At 70.6% G+C, this 16,048-nt stretch carries 16 protein-coding genes; 7 read left to right on the top strand and 9 right to left on the bottom strand.

What is annotated here, in order from left to right; genetic code table 11:
- Positions 1-67: 67 nt before the first annotated feature.
- The 5 genes from ABZ833_RS24245 to ABZ833_RS24265 all read right to left on the bottom strand — a co-directional run bounded on the left by ABZ833_RS24245 (position 68) and on the right by ABZ833_RS24265 (position 2,855).
- Positions 68-700: a helix-turn-helix domain-containing protein gene (locus tag ABZ833_RS24245; protein WP_361049923.1), complete on the bottom strand. Its 633-nt coding sequence runs from the start codon at positions 698-700 to the stop codon at positions 68-70.
- Positions 697-1,383: a DUF4166 domain-containing protein gene (locus tag ABZ833_RS24250; RefSeq protein ID WP_361049925.1), complete on the bottom strand. Its 687-nt coding sequence runs from the start codon at positions 1,381-1,383 to the stop codon at positions 697-699. Before ABZ833_RS24250 ends, ABZ833_RS24245 begins: the two co-directional genes overlap by 4 nt.
- Entirely contained in the window at positions 1,380-2,072 is a 693-nt protein-coding gene (locus ABZ833_RS24255; protein WP_361049927.1) for a hypothetical protein, read from the bottom strand. The genes ABZ833_RS24250 and ABZ833_RS24255 overlap by 4 nt, the downstream gene beginning before the upstream one ends.
- A 148-nt stretch (positions 2,073-2,220) precedes the next feature.
- Complete coding sequence (locus ABZ833_RS24260) at positions 2,221-2,514, bottom strand: MTH1187 family thiamine-binding protein (protein ID WP_249587703.1); 294 nt, start codon at positions 2,512-2,514, stop codon at positions 2,221-2,223.
- On the bottom strand, positions 2,511-2,855 hold the full coding sequence (locus ABZ833_RS24265; protein WP_361049929.1) for a DUF3817 domain-containing protein: 345 nt from the start codon (positions 2,853-2,855) through the stop codon (positions 2,511-2,513). The genes ABZ833_RS24260 and ABZ833_RS24265 overlap by 4 nt, the downstream gene beginning before the upstream one ends.
- A 167-nt stretch (positions 2,856-3,022) precedes the next feature.
- Here ABZ833_RS24265 and ABZ833_RS24270 point away from each other — a divergent pair, with 167 nt between their 5' ends.
- From ABZ833_RS24270 to ABZ833_RS24285, 4 genes are all read left to right on the top strand, one after another.
- A complete protein-coding gene (locus ABZ833_RS24270; protein WP_361049931.1) occupies positions 3,023-3,661 on the top strand; it encodes an AIM24 family protein in 639 nt (212 codons plus the stop codon).
- Position 3,662: 1 nt separating this feature from the next.
- Positions 3,663-4,313, top strand: a complete 651-nt coding sequence (locus ABZ833_RS24275) for an AIM24 family protein (protein ID WP_361049933.1) — start codon at positions 3,663-3,665, stop codon at positions 4,311-4,313.
- A gap of 20 nt (positions 4,314-4,333) precedes the next feature.
- Complete coding sequence (locus ABZ833_RS24280; RefSeq protein ID WP_361050780.1) at positions 4,334-5,122, top strand: AIM24 family protein; 789 nt, start codon at positions 4,334-4,336, stop codon at positions 5,120-5,122.
- A 120-nt stretch (positions 5,123-5,242) separates the two neighbouring features.
- Complete coding sequence (locus tag ABZ833_RS24285; protein WP_249587707.1) at positions 5,243-5,719, top strand: MarR family transcriptional regulator; 477 nt, start codon at positions 5,243-5,245, stop codon at positions 5,717-5,719.
- A 3-nt stretch (positions 5,720-5,722) separates the two neighbouring features.
- Here the strand turns inward: ABZ833_RS24285 and ABZ833_RS24290 are convergent, their stop codons facing one another.
- Together ABZ833_RS24290 and ABZ833_RS24295 are read right to left on the bottom strand one after the other, a co-directional pair.
- Positions 5,723-7,159, bottom strand: a complete 1,437-nt coding sequence (locus ABZ833_RS24290; RefSeq protein WP_361049935.1) for a HAMP domain-containing sensor histidine kinase — start codon at positions 7,157-7,159, stop codon at positions 5,723-5,725.
- Positions 7,156-7,842 carry a response regulator transcription factor gene (locus tag ABZ833_RS24295; protein WP_361049937.1) on the bottom strand — a complete coding sequence of 229 codons (687 nt, stop codon included), beginning with the start codon at positions 7,840-7,842 and terminating at the stop codon, positions 7,156-7,158. Before ABZ833_RS24295 ends, ABZ833_RS24290 begins: the two co-directional genes overlap by 4 nt.
- A gap of 145 nt (positions 7,843-7,987) precedes the next feature.
- Here ABZ833_RS24295 and ABZ833_RS24300 point away from each other — a divergent pair, with 145 nt between their 5' ends.
- On the top strand, positions 7,988-8,707 hold the full coding sequence (locus ABZ833_RS24300; RefSeq protein WP_361049939.1) for a PepSY domain-containing protein: 720 nt from the start codon (positions 7,988-7,990) through the stop codon (positions 8,705-8,707).
- Between the two features lie 250 nt (positions 8,708-8,957).
- Here ABZ833_RS24300 and meaB read toward each other — a convergent pair whose 3' ends face one another.
- Complete coding sequence (gene meaB, locus ABZ833_RS24305; RefSeq protein ID WP_361049941.1) at positions 8,958-9,914, bottom strand: methylmalonyl Co-A mutase-associated GTPase MeaB; 957 nt, start codon at positions 9,912-9,914, stop codon at positions 8,958-8,960.
- Positions 9,915-9,966: 52 nt separating this feature from the next.
- Complete coding sequence (locus ABZ833_RS24310) at positions 9,967-11,169, bottom strand: acetyl-CoA C-acetyltransferase (protein WP_361049943.1); 1,203 nt, start codon at positions 11,167-11,169, stop codon at positions 9,967-9,969.
- Positions 11,170-11,305: 136 nt separating this feature from the next.
- Between ABZ833_RS24310 and mce the strand changes: the two genes are divergently transcribed.
- Positions 11,306-11,746: a methylmalonyl-CoA epimerase gene (gene mce, locus ABZ833_RS24315; protein WP_361049945.1), complete on the top strand. Its 441-nt coding sequence runs from the start codon at positions 11,306-11,308 to the stop codon at positions 11,744-11,746.
- Positions 11,747-11,978: 232 nt separating this feature from the next.
- Positions 11,979-15,896 carry a polarized growth protein Scy gene (gene scy, locus ABZ833_RS24320; RefSeq protein WP_361049947.1) on the top strand — a complete coding sequence of 1,306 codons (3,918 nt, stop codon included), beginning with the start codon at positions 11,979-11,981 and terminating at the stop codon, positions 15,894-15,896.
- Positions 15,897-16,048: the final 152 nt, after the last annotated feature.

Genomic DNA, 16,048 nt, shown 5'->3' on the forward strand with positions numbered 1-16,048 from the left:
GGTGGGCGGCGGGAGAGGTCCTTCCGGAGGGCCCACCGCCGAGCAACGGCACCCCCGAGGAAAGGGCTCAGGACTGCTTGGCCCGCCGCAGCCGATGCCGCATGGCCCGCTGCGCAAGCGGCCCCAGATCTTCAACCGCCGTCACCAGGACGGACAGTTGCTCCAGGGCATCCAACGCCCTGCCCGCACCGGCGGCGTCCACGCCCTCGTACAGCTCGATGCCCACGAACGACGCCGCCACCGCCCGCGCAAGCCCCACGGGATCCGCGAACTCCCCAAGGGGCGTCGCCGAGAGGACCCTGACCAGGACCTTCTCGATCTCCTCGATCCACAGGGCGAGGCCCGCGGCCGTCGCGGGGGCCAGGCGCGGCTGCGTCTGCGCCCCGGCGAGGAGCTGGCCGAGGACCGCCACATGCCCCGCGGCCCGCTCCTCCTCGTGCATCTCGCGCCCGAATTCGAGGAGTTCGGCCAGCGAGGACACCGCGTCCAGCCGCTCCCGGTAACGGGAGACCCGCTGCTCCGAGCCGTGGCGGCAGGCCGCGGCGAGGAGCTCGTCGACCGATCCGAAGTGGTAGAAGACCAGCGCCTGATTGACCCCGGCGGCAGCCGCGATCGTCCGGGCGGACGTCTTCGCGATGCCCTGCTCCGTCAGCGTGCGCAGGGCGCCTTCGAGGAGTTTCTGCTTCGTGTCGGCGCTCACGCCCTCGCCTCCTCACGGACGGGCCGCAGCCCCGGGCGCACACCACAGCCACGGACGTCCGTGTACGCCGCCGTGAAGGAACCCTCGTACCCGAAGAGCGGTCCGAAGTACCGGTTCACCACACGGACCCGGATACGGAAGCGGCCCGTCGAGTCGTCGTACGACTCCCGCACCTCGGCGTCCCCGCCGATCGGTTCGGGGACCCTGACGTCCACCGGCCCCTCCCGGAATCGGTGCTCTCCGGAGCGGATCAGCAAGGAACCGTCCGGCTCGGCCCGGAGGTGGAGATCGCTCGCGAGGTGCTGGTGGGTGCCGAGGTAGTCGAGGATCCGGTCCCCCTGGGGACCGAGGACCATCTGGGCGTCGAAGCGGCGCGGGCGGCCGGGAAGATCGAAGGTGCGCACGAAGCTCACCGTCTCACGGCCGAATGTGTCGGCGTACGGCACGTTCTCGATGGTGAAGGGGACGTTGCGTCCCGCGCGCGGGACGAGGATGTTGCGGGTGCCGCCCAACGCCAGGAACGGTTTCACGAAGCCCGCGCCGTGCCAGATCCGGTCCATGACACCCCGTCCGGTGCACGCCTCGCCGCTCGCCAGGCCCACGGAGAAGCGGCGTTGCAGCTGGGGGTGCAGGCGGTCGAAGTCGGATCCCATCACCGTGCGGAAGATCGACGGCTGCATCATCGCTCCTGGAGGGTCGTCAGGACGCGCGGTGCACGCGTGCGTGGCGGCGGCTTCCGCAGGCAGCGGCGCGCCGCCGGTGTCGTCGGCAGGGGCGGCAGGACGAAGGCGAGCGCCAGGGTCGCCAGTGCCACCATCGGGGCGGTGAGGACGGCCGCTGCCACGCACCCGACGCGCACGGCCACCTCGGCGAGACCGTGCAGCAGCTGGCGCTCGGGCGTGATCCCCCGCTCCAGCCAGAGGCGCAGCCGGTCGAAGGACCAGGCCGTGGCCCAGCCCATCAGGGGGCGCAGGACGAGCCGGTCGGCGAGCGCGCCGAAGCGGCCCCAGCGCGGCCGGTAGTCGTAGCCGGTGAGGAAGCGGATGCCGCCGTCCGGGGCGGGGACGTAACGCCAGTAGCCCGAGCCCTCCTGGAGGAACGAGAGCGGGTGCGGCGAGGAGAAGCGCAGCGCCGACGTCCTGGTGCCGTCCTCGCGGCGCTTCTCACCGGCGGAGATCCCGGTGCCCGCGATGGTGAGGAAGGGCAGTACGCGCGTGCCGTACCGGAAGCGCTGCGGCTCGCCGGGCACCTGGGGCAGGTAGTCGATCTCGGTGAAGCGGAGGTCCCAGCGCTGATGCTGGGACGGCTCCTGGGTGCGTGCCCAGAGCTCGTCGAGGTCGGCGTCTATACGTGCTTCGACGTACAGGCTCACGACATACCCCCATGTCAGTGCGGTTTTGAGCGACTGCTCAAGAGGATCGTAGATACTTTTGAGCAGTCGCTCAAGTCCGCGCACAAGGAGAAGCCCCCGCCGGCTTCCGGCGGGGGCTTCTCCTTGTACGGGAGGCGGTTGCTCGCGGCTACTCGGAAAGGTGCCGCTCCACCGTCTCGACCTTCGAGGTCATCCCGTCCGTCACCCCGGGGCGGATGTCCGCCTTCATGACGACGGAGACGCGCGGCGCCCGTGCCTCGACCGCGGCGACGGCGCGCTTGACGACGTCCATCACCTCGTCCCACTCGCCCTCGACGGAGGTGAACATCGCGTCGGTCCGGTTGGGCAGGCCGGATTCGCGGACGACGCGGACCGCGTCGGCGACGTACTCACCCACGTCCTCGCCGACGCCCAGCGGTGTCACGGAGAAGGCGACGATCATGCGCTCACGACACCTTCGCGGCGGGCGCGCGACGCGATCACGGCGGCCTCGGCCTCACGCTTCAGCTTCCGCTCGGCGAAGAAACCGCCGGCCGGCAGGACGGAGAGGACGAAGTAGAGCGCGGCCGTCTTCACGTTCCACTTCGTGCGGTTCCAGGCGTCGAGCCAGAACAGCACGTACAGGATGAAGAGCACGCCGTGGACCATGCCCATCACCGGCACGGCGTTGAAGTCCGTGGTCCGCTTGAGCACCGAGCAGATGATCAGGAGCAGGAAGGAGACGGCCTCGGGGGCCGAGACCAGGCGGAGGCGGCGGAGTGCGGAAGCGGTCTTGATGTCCACGGATCACCTTCGGTGGGAGGCGGGAGCGAGGGGCGGGGCCGCTCGACGGCATCGATCTTGTGAATGCGCGCACAAGCGACCCCCATTGTGACATCGGGGTGTTCTCCGGGTTCGCTCAGGGGCCGATGCCCTGTTCCGACCCCATATCCGACGGCTACCGTCGATACGTGGCAACGTTCCGACTGCAAGGCAGCAGGGTGCTCGCCGTGGACATGTCCGGCGACGCCGTCAAGGCGAAGAACGGCTCGATGGTCGCGTACGACGGCCAGATGGCCTTCAAGAAGATGACCGGCGGCGGCGAGGGCGTGCGGGGCATGGTGACCCGCCGCCTCACCGGCGAGCAGATGACGGTGATGGAGGTGAAGGGGCACGGCACATGCTGGTTCGCCGACCGCGCCACGGAGATCAACCTCGTGGAGCTGCGCGGCGAGAAGCTCTTCGTCGAGGCAGGCAATCTGCTGTGCACGGACGCGGGCCTGCGCACCGGCACCCACTTCACGGGCGTGCGCGGCGCCTCGCAGGGCAACGGCCTGTTCACCACGACCGTCGAGGGCTCGGGCCAGGCGGCGATCATGTCCGACGGCCCCGCGGTCGTCCTGCGCGTGAGCCGGCAGTATCCCCTCACGGTGGACCCGGGGGCGTATGTCGCGCACCAAGGAGACCTCCGCCAGAACCTCCAGTCGGGCGTCACCTTCCGTACGTTGCTCGGCGAGGGCGGCGGCGAGGCCTTCCAGATCCGCTTCGAGGGCGAGGGACTCGTCTATGTCCAGCCCAGCGAGCGGACCACGATCGCGGGGGACGTCTGACATGCCCTTCCGAGAGATCAACTCGAAGATGGTCGAGGCGACCGTCCTTCCGGGCCAGCGGCTGTTCAGCCAGCGCGGCGCCATGCTCGCCTACAAGGGAGATGTCGCGTTCACCCCCAACATCCAGGGCGGTCAGGGCGGCCTGGCCTCCATGCTCGGACGCCGGGTCGCCAACGAGGCGACACCCCTGATGACCGTCGAGGGCAGCGGCACCGTCCTGTTCGGACACGGCGGCCACCACATCCAGGTGATCACCCTCTCCGGGGACACCCTCTATGTGGAGGCGGACCGGCTGCTCGCCTTCGACGGCACGCTCCAGCAGGGCACGATGTTCATGGGCTCGCAGGGCGGCGTCATGGGCATGGTGCGCGGCCAGGTCACAGGGCAGGGCCTCTTCACCACCACCCTCAAGGGCCAGGGCGCGGTCGCCGTCATGGCGCACGGCGGGGTCATCGAGGTGCCGATCACCCCGCAGCGCCCGGTCCATGTAGACCCGCAGGCGTATGTGGCGCACCACGGCGACGTACGCAACAAGCTCTCCACCGCGCTCGGCTGGCGCGACATGGTGGGGCGGGGCTCGGGCGAGGCCTTCCAGCTGGAGCTGTCCGGAAGCGGTGCGGTGTACGTCCAGGCGTCGGAGGAGAAGCTGTGAACCCCGCTGGGAACCCCTCGATGCCCGTGGGAGCGCCCGCGGCCCTCGACCCGATGACGCTGCCGAGCGACGACAGCGTGAACGCGTACACCTTCTGCGTGGAGCTCAAGGGGAGCCAGTGGTTCCTGCAGAAGGGGAAGATGATCGCCTATTACGGGTCGATCGAGTTCAACGGCATCGGGCACGGCCGCCTGGACCGCCTGGTGCGCACGAGTTTTCATTCGCCCCTGCACGCCAGCGACTGGGTCGTGGCGGACGGCCAGGGCAAGATGCTCCTCGCCGACCGGGCCTTCGACGTGAATTCGTACGACCTGGAAGACGGCAACCTCACCATTCGCTCGGGCAACCTCCTCGCTTTTCAGCCAACTCTCGCGCTGAAGCAATCCATCGTTCCGGGCTTCCTGACCCTGATCGGGACCGGAAAGTTCGTGGCCGCGTCGAACGGCCCCGTGGTGTTCATGGAGCCGCCGATCCGGGTCGATCCGCAGGCCCTGGTGGGCTGGGCCGACTGCCCCTCGCCCTGCCATCACTACGACCACGGATATCTGACCGGAGTCATCGGGGGCGTACGGGCGCTGACCGGGATCGGTGGCACCTCAGGCGAGGAGCACCAGTTCGAGTTCGTGGGGGCGGGCACGGTGCTCCTGCAGTCCTCGGAGGCGCTCATGGCCGAGCAGGCGATGGGTGCGGTGCCGCAGCAGGCGGGCGTGCCGGGGGGCCAGGGCGCACCGGGTCAACACGGTCAGCAGCCGGGACAACCGCGCCTTCCCGGACAACTGGGGGACCTCCAGCGTCGCTTCGGCCTGTGAGCGGTAGTCTGCGGAGTGTGACGGCGAACGTCTGTGCCCCTCTGTCACCTGGGGGGTGAGAGGCGCGTGTCACACACCGACATTCGTTCACCTTTCAACTTCTTAGGTAGAATCGATTCCATGGAGACCGATACGGCCCCGCAGTGGCTGACCAACGAGGAACAGTGCGCCTGGCGCACCCACGTGGAGGTCAACAGGATGCTGACATATCAGCTCGAGAAAGACCTCCAGCCGTTCAACCTGACCATGAACGACTACGACATCCTCGTGCATCTCTCCGAATCGGAGGAGAAGCGGATGCGTATGAGCGATCTCGCGGCCGCCACACTGCAGTCCAAGAGCCGCCTGTCCCATCAGATCACCCGCATGGAGAACGCGGGCCTGGTCCGCCGGGAGAACTGCGAGTCCGACCGGCGCGGGCTCTACACCGTCCTCACGGACGAGGGCATGGAGACCATGCAGCGGGTCGCCCCGCACCACGTGGCCTCGGTCCGCCAGCACTTCGTCGACCTGATCTCACCCGAGGCGCTCGGCGAACTCCACAAAGCCCTGACGCCGATCGCGGAACACCTCCGCGCCCAGCGGGGCAAGCCCTGACCCTCACCGGGAAGCGGCAGGGATCCTGAGCTCGAAGAGCGCTCCCCCACCGGGGGCCTCCTTGACCGTGAGGGTCCCGCCGTGGCGTGCGGCGACGTCGCGCGCGATGGCGAGGCCCAGACCCGCCCCGCCGTCATCCCGGGTGCGGGCGTCGTCGAGGCGGACGAAGCGCTCGAAGATCCGGTCGCGTTCGCTCTCGGGTACGCCCTCTCCGTCGTCGGAGACCTCAAGGACCGCCCACGTGCCGTCGGCCCGGGTGGCGACCGTGACGTGCGAGCGCGCGTGACGCTGCGCGTTGTTCACGAGGTTGCCGAGCACGCGAGTCAACTGGCTTCGGGAGCCGGCGACTTCGACGTTCTTCAGATCCATGCGGACATCAGCACGGTCCCGTGTGCGCTGCGAGAGCTCCTCACGGGCCAGGGCCGCCAGGTCCACATGCCCCCCGCCCGGCTTCTCCCCCGCGTCGAGCCGGGCCAGGAGAAGCAGGTCGGCGGCCAGCTCCTGAAGCCGTACGGTGTCTTCGACCGCACCGTCCACATCCAGCAACTCCGGGTGGGCCGCGCCCACTTCGAGCTGTGTGCGCAAGGAGGCGATCGGGCTGCGCAGTTCGTGCGAGGCGTCGGCCACGAAGCGGCGCTGGCGCTCCACCGAGCTCTGCAGGGCGGCGAGCGTCTCGTTCGTGGTCGTGGCAAGGCGGGCGATCTCGTCGTGCGTGTCCGGCTCGGGCACGCGGCGCGCGAGGTCCTCCGATGCGGTGATGGCCGCCATCTCGGAGCGGATCGCGTCCACCGGGCGCAGTGCGCGCCGCGTCACCAGCCAGGTCACCCCGGCGATGACGGCCAGGAGCAGCGGGAAACCGATGAGCATGGACGTCAACGCCGTGGACACCGCGCTCTGTTGGGCGGCGAGGGACGCGCCCGCGTAGACGGTGAGGTCGCCCTTGTTCTCGACGTTCACCTTGACGGCGGCGAAGCGGTAGTCCTCCGTCTCGCCGTCGACGGTGGCGGAGCCGGTGGTGTCGCGCGCCGGGTCGTCGGAGATCTCCCCGGCTTCGAGCGCTTCGCCCTCGCTCTCGTCGTCGTCCTCGTCGTCGCCCTTGGCGGGCGGCGTGGTGGAAGCGGGCCGGGGCTTGACGGCGTCGGTCGCCGTGCCGCTGATGGCCTCCAGCTCCTCGCTGGCGGCGACGAGCCGCTTGTCGCCGTCGACGACCTGGACCGGGGTGTCCTCGTCGTCCAGGTCCAGCTCGCCGTACGCCTTGTTCGCGGCGAGCTGCGAGGCCACCCCACGGGCGGAGGACTCGGCCTGACCGCTCGCCTGGTCCGTCAGATTGGCGCGCAGCGAGAGCAGCACGGCGGCTCCGGCGGCGATCAGCGCGACGGCGACGACCAGAGAGGCGCCGATGGTCGCCCTGGCCCGTACGGAACTGAAGAAGCGCCTCATCGGGGGGCCTCCAGGCGGTATCCGGCGCCGCGCACGGTCTTGATGAGCGGCGCTCCGAGCTTGCGCCGCAGGGCGCTGATGTACACCTCGACGATGTTGGGATCCCCCTCGTAGGCGAAGTCCCAGACGTGCTCGAGGATGTCGCCCTTGGAGACCACCTCGCCCGCCCGCAGGACGAGCTGTTCCAGGACCGCGAACTCCTTGGCCGTGAGGGTCACTTCGCTGCCCTCGCCGTCCTCGCCGTCCGTGCCGCGGAAGACGCGGCGCGCCGCGGTGTCGACCTTGAGGTCGCCGAGCGTGTGGACCGGGGACGGGCCCGCGTTGCCGCGGCGGCGCAGGAGCGCCTTCACACGGGCAACGAGCACCACGTACGAGAAGGGCTTGGTGAGGTAGTCGTCGGCGCCCGTATCGAGCCCCTCCGCCTCGTCGTACTCGCCGTCCTTGGCCGTGAGCATCAGGATCGGTACGTCGTGTCCGGCGGCGCGCAGGGTGGAGCAGACGCGGTAGCCGTTCATGCCGGGCAGCATGATGTCGAGGATGACCAGGTCGTACGATCCCTCGCCCGCCCGGTGCAGCCCGTCGACGCCGTCGTGGACGACGTCCACGGCGTAGCCCTCGGCCGTCAGGCCCTTGGCCAGGGACAGCGCGAGGCGCTTTTCGTCTTCCACGATCAACAGGCGCATGCGTTCAGGGTGACAGAGCCAACCTGAAGAGTTCTTCAGGCGGCTTCAGGCTGGCTTCAGCATCGCTCAGCCAGATTGGTTCTTGTCGAAAGCGAACGGCAGCGGCCCCCGGGCCGCACAGCCACCGTCTCGGGAGGAACCCCTTATGAAGCGCAACATCGTCATCGCCACTGTCGCGGCCATCGCCCTGGTCGGGGGCGGCACGGCGACAGCGCTCGCCGCCTCCGGCGACGACGAGTCGTCGGCCGCGGCCAAGAAGTCCAGCGTCCAGCTGAAGGACCACGACCGGGACAACGACCGCGACGACGACCGGGACGACCGGTACGACGACCGCGACGACGCCAAGGAGAACACCACCGAGGTGAAGGCCGCCAAGGTGACCGCGGCCGACGCGATCAAGGCGGCCCTGGCGAACCAGTCCGGTACGGCGGTCTCCGCCGAGCTGGACGACGAGGACAACGGCGGCCTGGTCTGGGACGTCGACGTGCTCGGCAAGAACAGCACGTGGCACAGCGTGCAGGTCGACCCCGGCACGGGCAAGGTCCTGGGCTCGCACACCGAGCAGGACGAGGACGGCGACGCGAAGCGCGTGGCCGCCGCCCTGAACGGTGCGTCCACCTCGGCGCAGGACGCGGCTGAAGCCGCCGCCGCCAAGGGCACGGTCACGTCCGTGGACCTGGACGACGACGGCACCGCCGGTGCCTGGGACGCGGAGACGTCCAACACCAAGGGTGCGGAGTCCGACTGGAAGGTCGACCTGCAGTCGGGCAAGGTCACCGCCGACAAGTCGGACAGCCACGACGACTCCGACCACGACTCGGACGACAACGACTCCGACGACGACTCTGACGGCTCCGACGACTAATTGGCCCCGTCCCCCCGGAGAGCCGGCCCCGCAGGAATGTCCTGCGGGGCCGGCTCACGTCGTGCGTGTGCTCTGAACCGCCGCTTCGCGGCGGATGTTTCCCGCCCACCCACCCGTTACTCCGGGGTAATCGGGTGGGTGGGCGGGAAAGATTCGCCGCGAAGCGGCGGCTCATTCGACTGCGGGGCCACCAGAAGCGGCGGCCCCGTTCCCCCCAGGGCGGAGCCCCGCAGCCACCGCGGGGCACGGGCTACCCCGCGGTCAAGCTGGCCACCAGCTCATCCGCCGCCGCGTAAGGGTCCAGCTCCCCCGCGACAATCCGCTCCGCCAGCGCCGAGAGCCGCGCGTCCCCGTGGAGGTCCGCGATCCGTTCCCGCAGGGCCGTGACCGCGATGGTCTCCACCTCGCGGGCCGCCCGCGCCGCGCGCCGCTCCGCCAGGACCCCCCGCTCCTCCATCCACGCCCGGTGCTTCTCCAGGGCCTCGACGACCTCGTCGATCCCCTCGCCCCGTGCGGCCACCGTCTTCACGATGGGCGGGCGCCAGTCACCGGCACCGCGCGATTCCCCGAGCCCCAGCATGTGGTTCAGCTCGCGCGCGGTCGCGTCCGCGCCGTCCCGGTCCGCCTTGTTCACGACGTACACATCGCCGATCTCCAGAATTCCGGCCTTCGCCGCCTGGATCCCGTCCCCCATCCCGGGGGCGAGAAGCACCACCGACGTGTCCGCCTGCGAGGCGATCTCCACCTCGGACTGGCCCACGCCGACGGTCTCGACCAGGACGACGTCGCAGCCCGCCGCGTCCAGGACACGGATCGCCTGCGGGGCGGACCACGCGAGGCCGCCGAGGTGGCCGCGCGTCGCCATGGAGCGGATGTAGACCCCCGGGTCGGACGCGTGCTCCGACATCCGGACCCGGTCGCCGAGCAGCGCGCCCCCGGAGAAGGGGGACGAGGGGTCGACGGCCAGGACGCCGACCCGCTTGCCCGCCCTGCGGTACGCGGAGACGAGCGCCGACGTCGAAGTCGACTTGCCGACACCGGGAGATCCCGTGAGGCCGACCACGTACGCATGGCCCGCCAGCGGAGCCAGCGCCGCCATGACCTCGCGGAGCTGCGGTGACGCCCCCTCGACCAGTGAGATCAGCCGGGCCACGGCCCGTGGCCTGCCCTCGCGGGCCTGTGCCACCAGGGAGGGGACGTCCTGCATGTCAGACAGCTCCGTTCCAAGACGTAGGGAAGGCTCGCACGCGCGAAACGCGTCAGGCCTTCGCCACCTTCACGATCAGCGCGTCGCCCTGCCCGCCGCCACCGCACAGCGCGGCAGCGCCCACGCCGCCACCACGGCGCTTCAGCTCAAGGGCGAGGTGCAGCACCACGCGCGCGCCGGACATCCCGATCGGGTGACCCAGGGCGATGGCTCCGCCGTTGACGTTCACCTTTTCCGAGGACACTCCGAGGTCCTTCATTGACTGCACCGCGACCGCGGCGAAGGCCTCGTTGATCTCGATGAGGTCGAGGTCCGCGACGTCGAGGCCCTCCTTCTTCAGGGCGTGCTGGATCGCGTTCGACGGCTGCGACTGGAGCGAGTTGTCCGGGCCCGCCACGTTGCCGTGGGCCCCGATCTCCGCGATCCAGTCGAGGCCGAGCTCCTCGGCCTTGGCCTTGGACATCACCACGACCGCCGCGGCGCCGTCGGAGATCTGCGAGGACGTGCCCGCCGTGATCGTGCCGTCCTTGGTGAAGGCGGGGCGCAGCTTGCCGAGGGACTCGGCGGTCGTCTCGGCGCGGATGCCCTCGTCCTTGGAGAACAGGACCGGGTCGCCCTTGCGCTGCGGGATCTCGACCGGGGTGATCTCGGCCTCGAAGATGCCGTTCTTCTGCGCCGCGGCGGCCCGCTGGTGGGAGGCGGCGGCGATCGCGTCCTGCTCGGGGCGTGCGATGCCCAGGCGGGTGTTGTGCTTCTCCGTGGACTCGCCCATGGCGATGTTCTCGAAGGAGTCGGTCAGGCCGTCGTACGCCATGGAGTCGAGCATCTCGATGGCGCCGTACTTGAAGCCCTCGCGCGACTTCGGGAGGAGGTGCGGCGCGTTCGTCATCGACTCCTGGCCGCCGGCGACGACGACGTCGAACTCGCCCGCGCTGATCAGCTGGTCGGCGAGCGCGATCGCGTCGAGCCCGGAGAGACACACCTTGTTGACGGTGAGCGCCGGGACGTTCATGGGGATGCCCGCCTTGACGGCGGCCTGACGTGCCGGGATCTGCCCTGCCCCGGCCGTGAGGACCTGCCCCATGATCACGTACTGCACCTGGTCGCCGCCGATCCCGGCCCGGTCGAGGGCGGCCTTGATCGCGAAACCGCCCAGGTCGGCGCCTGAGAAGGACTTGAGGGAGCCCAGCAGGCGGCCCATGGGCGTTCGGGCGCCCGCGACGATCACTGAGGTGGTACCGGTCGTTCCAGACATGTGCCACGGCCCCTTGGGAGGAGGAGTTAATGAGGGTTTACTTGAATGTACTGAGCGGTACGCCGGGCGTCATCGGGAGTTCGGTGTGATCGCGCGCACGTTGCGTAATCAGCGCCGGAAGGGCTGGACTTAAAACATGCTGACGCGAATCGATCACATCGGGATCGCCTGTTTCGACCTCGACAAGACCGTCGAGTTCTACCGGGAGACGTACGGCTTCACGGTGTTCCACACCGAAGTCAATGAAGAGCAGGGGGTGCGCGAGGCCATGCTCAAGATCAACGAGACGGGCGACGGCGGCGCTTCCTACCTGCAGCTCCTCGAACCCACTCGCGACGACTCCGCCGTGGGCAAGTGGCTGGCCAAGAACGGCGAGGGCGTGCACCACATCGCCTTCGGCACCGCGGACGTGGACGGCGACGCCGCCGCCATCAAGGACAAGGGCGTACGCGTCCTTTATCAGGAGCCCCGAATCGGCTCCATGGGATCCCGCATCACCTTCCTGCACCCCAAGGACTGCCACGGCGTACTGACCGAACTCGTCACCTCGGCAGCTCAGGAGTCACCGGAGCACTGACCTCCGCATACTTGGGCCGGTAGGGTTGGGGTCGGCCGTCCGAAGTATTGGGCGGCCGGTCGTCCGTACGCTGGGCGGCCGCTTGCCGGGGTCCGGGTTTCGGGGGACGAGCGTCAGGGCAGCAGCCCATGCTCTGCTGTTGATCTGACACCATTCCCCGTGGGCCCCGTTCGGCGGATGGACAGGGCTCGTACGAAGAGACTTGCGACCAGGGGACGGATGGGACCGCGCAGTGCGGGGCTACGAACGCCAAGAGAGCTCGCGGGCTGAGACGGACCATCTTTCGCGGTTCGAGGCCGAGATGGACCGGCTGAAGACCGAGCGAGAGAAGGCTGTTCAGCACGCCGAAGACCTCGGCTACCAGGTCGAGGTGTTGCGCGCCAAGCTTCACGAGGCGCGCCGCAACCTCGCGTCCCGCCCTGCCTACGACGGCGCGGACATCGGCTATCAGGCCGAGCAGTTGCTCCGTAATGCCCAGATCCAGGCCGATCAGCTGCGCCAGGACGCGGAGCGCGAGCTGCGCGAGGCCCGTGCGCAGACCCAGCGCATCCTCCAGGAGCACGCCGAGCAGCAGGCCAGGCTCCAGTCCGAGCTGCACTCCGAGGCGGTGTCACGCCGTCAGCAGCTCGACCAGGAGCTGTCCGAGCGCCGCCAGACCGTCGAGTCGCACGTCAACGAGAACGTGGCGTGGGCCGAGCAGCTGCGGGCGCGCACCGAACAGCAGGCGCGCCGCCTGCTCGACGAGTCGCGTGCCGAGGCCGACCAGGCCCTGGCCGCCGCCCGCGCCGAGGCCGAGCGCGTGGCCGAAGAGGCCCGCCAGCGCCTGGCGAGCGACGCCGAGTCCGCCCGCGCCGAGGCCGAGGCGACCCTGCGCCGGGCCCGCACGGACGCCGAGCGCCTCCTGAACGCCGCGTCCACGCAGGCGCAGGAGGCCACCGACCACGCGGAGCAGCTGCGCTCCACCACGGCCACCGAGTCCGAGCAGGCGCGCCGTCAGGCCACCGAGGCGAGCCGGGCCGCCGAGCAGCGCATGACGGAGGCCGAAACGGCTCTGCGCGAGGCGCGCGCGGAGGCGGAGAAGGTCCTCTCCGAGGCCAAGGACTCCGCGTCCAAACAGCTCTCGGCCGCCGAGGGCGCCAACGAACAGCGCACGCGCACCGCCAAGGAGCAGGTCGCCCGCCTGGTCGGCGAGGCCACGAAGGAGGCCGAGGCCACCAAGGCCGAGGCCGAGCAGCTCGTCGCCGACGCCCGCGCCGAGGCCGAGCAGCTGATCAAGGAAGCCGCCGAGAAGGCGCGCACGATCACCGCCGAGGAGACCGCGGGCCAGCTCGCCAAGGCCGCGCGCACCGCGGAGGACGTACTCGACAAGGCGTCCAAGGACGCCAAGGAGACGACGAAGGCCGCCACGGAGGAGGCCGAGCGGATCCGCACCGAGGCCGAGTCCGAGGCGGACCGGCTGCGCGCCGAGGCGCACGACATCGCCGAGGAGCTCAAGGGCACGGCGAAGGACGACACCAAGGAGTACCGCGCCAAGACCGTCGAGCTGCAGGAGGAGGCGCGCCGGCTGCGCGGCGAGGCCGAGCAGCTGCGGGCCGACGCGGTCGCCGAGGGCGAGCGGATCCGCACCGAGGCCCGGCGCGAGGCCGTCCAGCAGATCGAGGAGGCGGCCAAGTCCGCCGAGGAGCTCCTCGCCAAGGCAAAGGCCGACGGCGACGAGCTGAAGACGGCGGCGACCGCCGAGAGCGAGCGGCTGCGCACCGAGGCGATCGAGCGCGCCACCAGCCTGCGCAAGCAGGCCGAGGAGACCCTGGAGCGCACCCGCGCGGAGGCCGAGCGGCACCGCGAGGAGGCCGCCGAGCAGGCCGAGACCACGAAGTCCGAGGCCGAGGACGCCGCGCGTGCCCTGCACGAGGAGACCGAGCGGGCCATAGCGGCGCGTCAGGCCGAGGCGGCCGACGAGCTGGCGCGCCTGCACACGGAGGCCGAGGAGCGTGTCGCCTCCGCCGAGCAGGCCCTGACCGACGCCCGCGCGGAGGCCGAGCGGCTGCGCAAGGAGGCGTCGGACGAGACCGACCGCCTGCGTGCGGAGTCCGCCGAGCGGATCCGCACCCTTCAGTCGCAGGCAGAGACCGAGGCCGAGCGGCTGCGCACCGAGGCCGCTGCCGACGCCTCGCAGGCACGCGCCGAGGGCGAGAACGTGGCCGTGCGGCTGCGTTCGGACGCCGCGGCCGAGGCCGAGCGGCTCAAGACCGAGGCCCAGGAGTCGGCCGACCGTCTCCGCTCGGAGGCCGCAGCGGCCGCCGAGCGCGTGGGCACGGAGGCCGCCGAGGCCCTGTCCGCCGCCCAGGAGGAGGCCGCGAGGCGCCGCCGGGAGGCCGAGGAGACCCTCAGCTCCGCGCGCGGCGAGGCCGACCAGGAGCGCGAGCGGGCCCGCGAGCAGAGCGAGGAGCTCCTCGCCTCCGCCCGCAAGCGCGTGGACGAGGCCCAGGCCGAGGCCGTCCGCCTGGTCGAGGAGGCCGACCGCAGGGCGACCGAGATGGTCTCCAGCGCCGAGCAGACCGCCCAGTCCGTACGGGACTCCGTGTCGGGCCTTCAGGAGGCCGCTCAGGAGGAGATCGCGGGTCTGCGCAGCGCCGCCGAGCACGCGGCGGAGCGCACGCGGACCGAGGCGCAGGAAGAGGCGGACCGCGTCCGCGCCGACGCGTATGCCGAGCGGGAGCGTGCCACCGAGGACGCGGGCCGCACCCGGCGCGAGGCGAACGAAGAGGCGGAGGCCGCCAAGTCGCTTGCCGAGCGCACCGTTTCGGAGGCGATCGCGGAGGCCGAGCGGATGCGTTCGGACGCTTCCGAGTACGCCCAGCGTTCGCGCACCGAAGCCTCGGACGCGATCGCGTCGGCCGAGCAGGACGCGTCGCGCACCCGTGCCGACGCCCGCGAGGACGCCAACCGCATCCGCAGCGACGCGGCGAGCCAGGCCGACCAGTTGATCGGCGAGGCTCGCAGCGAGGCGGAGCGGCTGCAGACCGAGACGGTCGCGGAGGCCGAGCGGCTCAAGAGCGACACGGCGGCGGAGGCCGAGCGGCTGCGGACCGAGACGACCGCCGAGGCCGAGCGGGTGCGCGCGGAGTCGGTGGCCAAGGCCGAGAAGCTCATCTCGGACGCGACGGGCGACGCCGAGCGGCTTCGCGCGGACGCCGCCGAGACGGTCGGCTCCGCCCAGCAGCACGCCGAGCGGATCCGCTCCGACGCCGAGCGCGTCAAGGCGGAGGCGGCGGCCGAGGCCGAGCGGCTCACCTCGCAGGCGCGGGAGGAGGCCGAGCGGACCCAGGACGAGGCACGCCAGGCCGCCAACAAGCGCCGCTCCGAGGCGGCCGAGCAGGTCGACACGCTCATCTCGGAGACGGCCGCCGAGGCCGACAAGCTGACGAAGGACGCCCAGGAGAAGGCCCTCAAGGCCACCACGGAAGCGGAGGCGCAGGCCGACACGATGGTCGGCGCGGCCCGCACGGAGGCCGACCGCCTTGTCTCCGAGGCGACGGTCGAGGGCAACTCCCTGGTGGAGAAGGCCCGTACGGACGCGGACGAACTGCTCGTCGGCGCCCGCAGGGACGCCACGGCCATAAGGGAGCGCTCCGAGGAGCAGCGTGACCGTCTCACCGCCGAGATCGAGGAGCTGCACGAGCGTGCGCGCCGCGAGTCCGCCGAGGCGATGAAGACCGCCGGTGAGCGCTGCGACGCCCTGGTGAAGGCCGCGGAGGAGCAGCTCGCCGAGGCCGAGGCGAAGGCCAAGGAGCTGGTGTCGGACGCGAGTTCCGAGGCCGGCAAGGTGCGGATCTCCGCCGTGAAGCGGGCCGAGGCACTGCTCAAGGAGGCCGAGACGAAGGTGGCCGAGCTGGTGCGCGACGCCGAGCGCGTCAAGGCGGAGGCCCAGGCGGAAGCCGAACGCACGGTTGACGAGGGCAAACGCGAGCTCGAAGTCCTCGTCCGGCGCCGTGAGGACATCAACGCCGAGATTTCCCGTGTCCAGGACGTGCTGGAGGCGTTGGAGTCTTTTGAGGCCCCACCGATCCCCGGCGCGAAGGACGGTGGCGTCAAGGCTGGTGCGGCGGCGGGGTCAACTCGATCGGGTGGCAAGCCGTCTGAGGGCTAGCCAAAGAACATCTCGCGTGCTTTGTAAGGACCTTCGGCACTGTCGCTGGCAAGTGCTCTGGCGGTTAGCCACTCAAAAGGGGTGTCATTCTCCAGATCAAACGGGCATCTGCTCGATGACACGCCGCTTGGACCCCTAGGATTCCCCTATCA

It is taken from the genome of Streptomyces sp. NPDC047525 (genome assembly GCF_040643025.1).
In the GTDB taxonomy this organism is placed as follows: domain Bacteria; phylum Actinomycetota; class Actinomycetes; order Streptomycetales; family Streptomycetaceae; genus Streptomyces; species Streptomyces durmitorensis.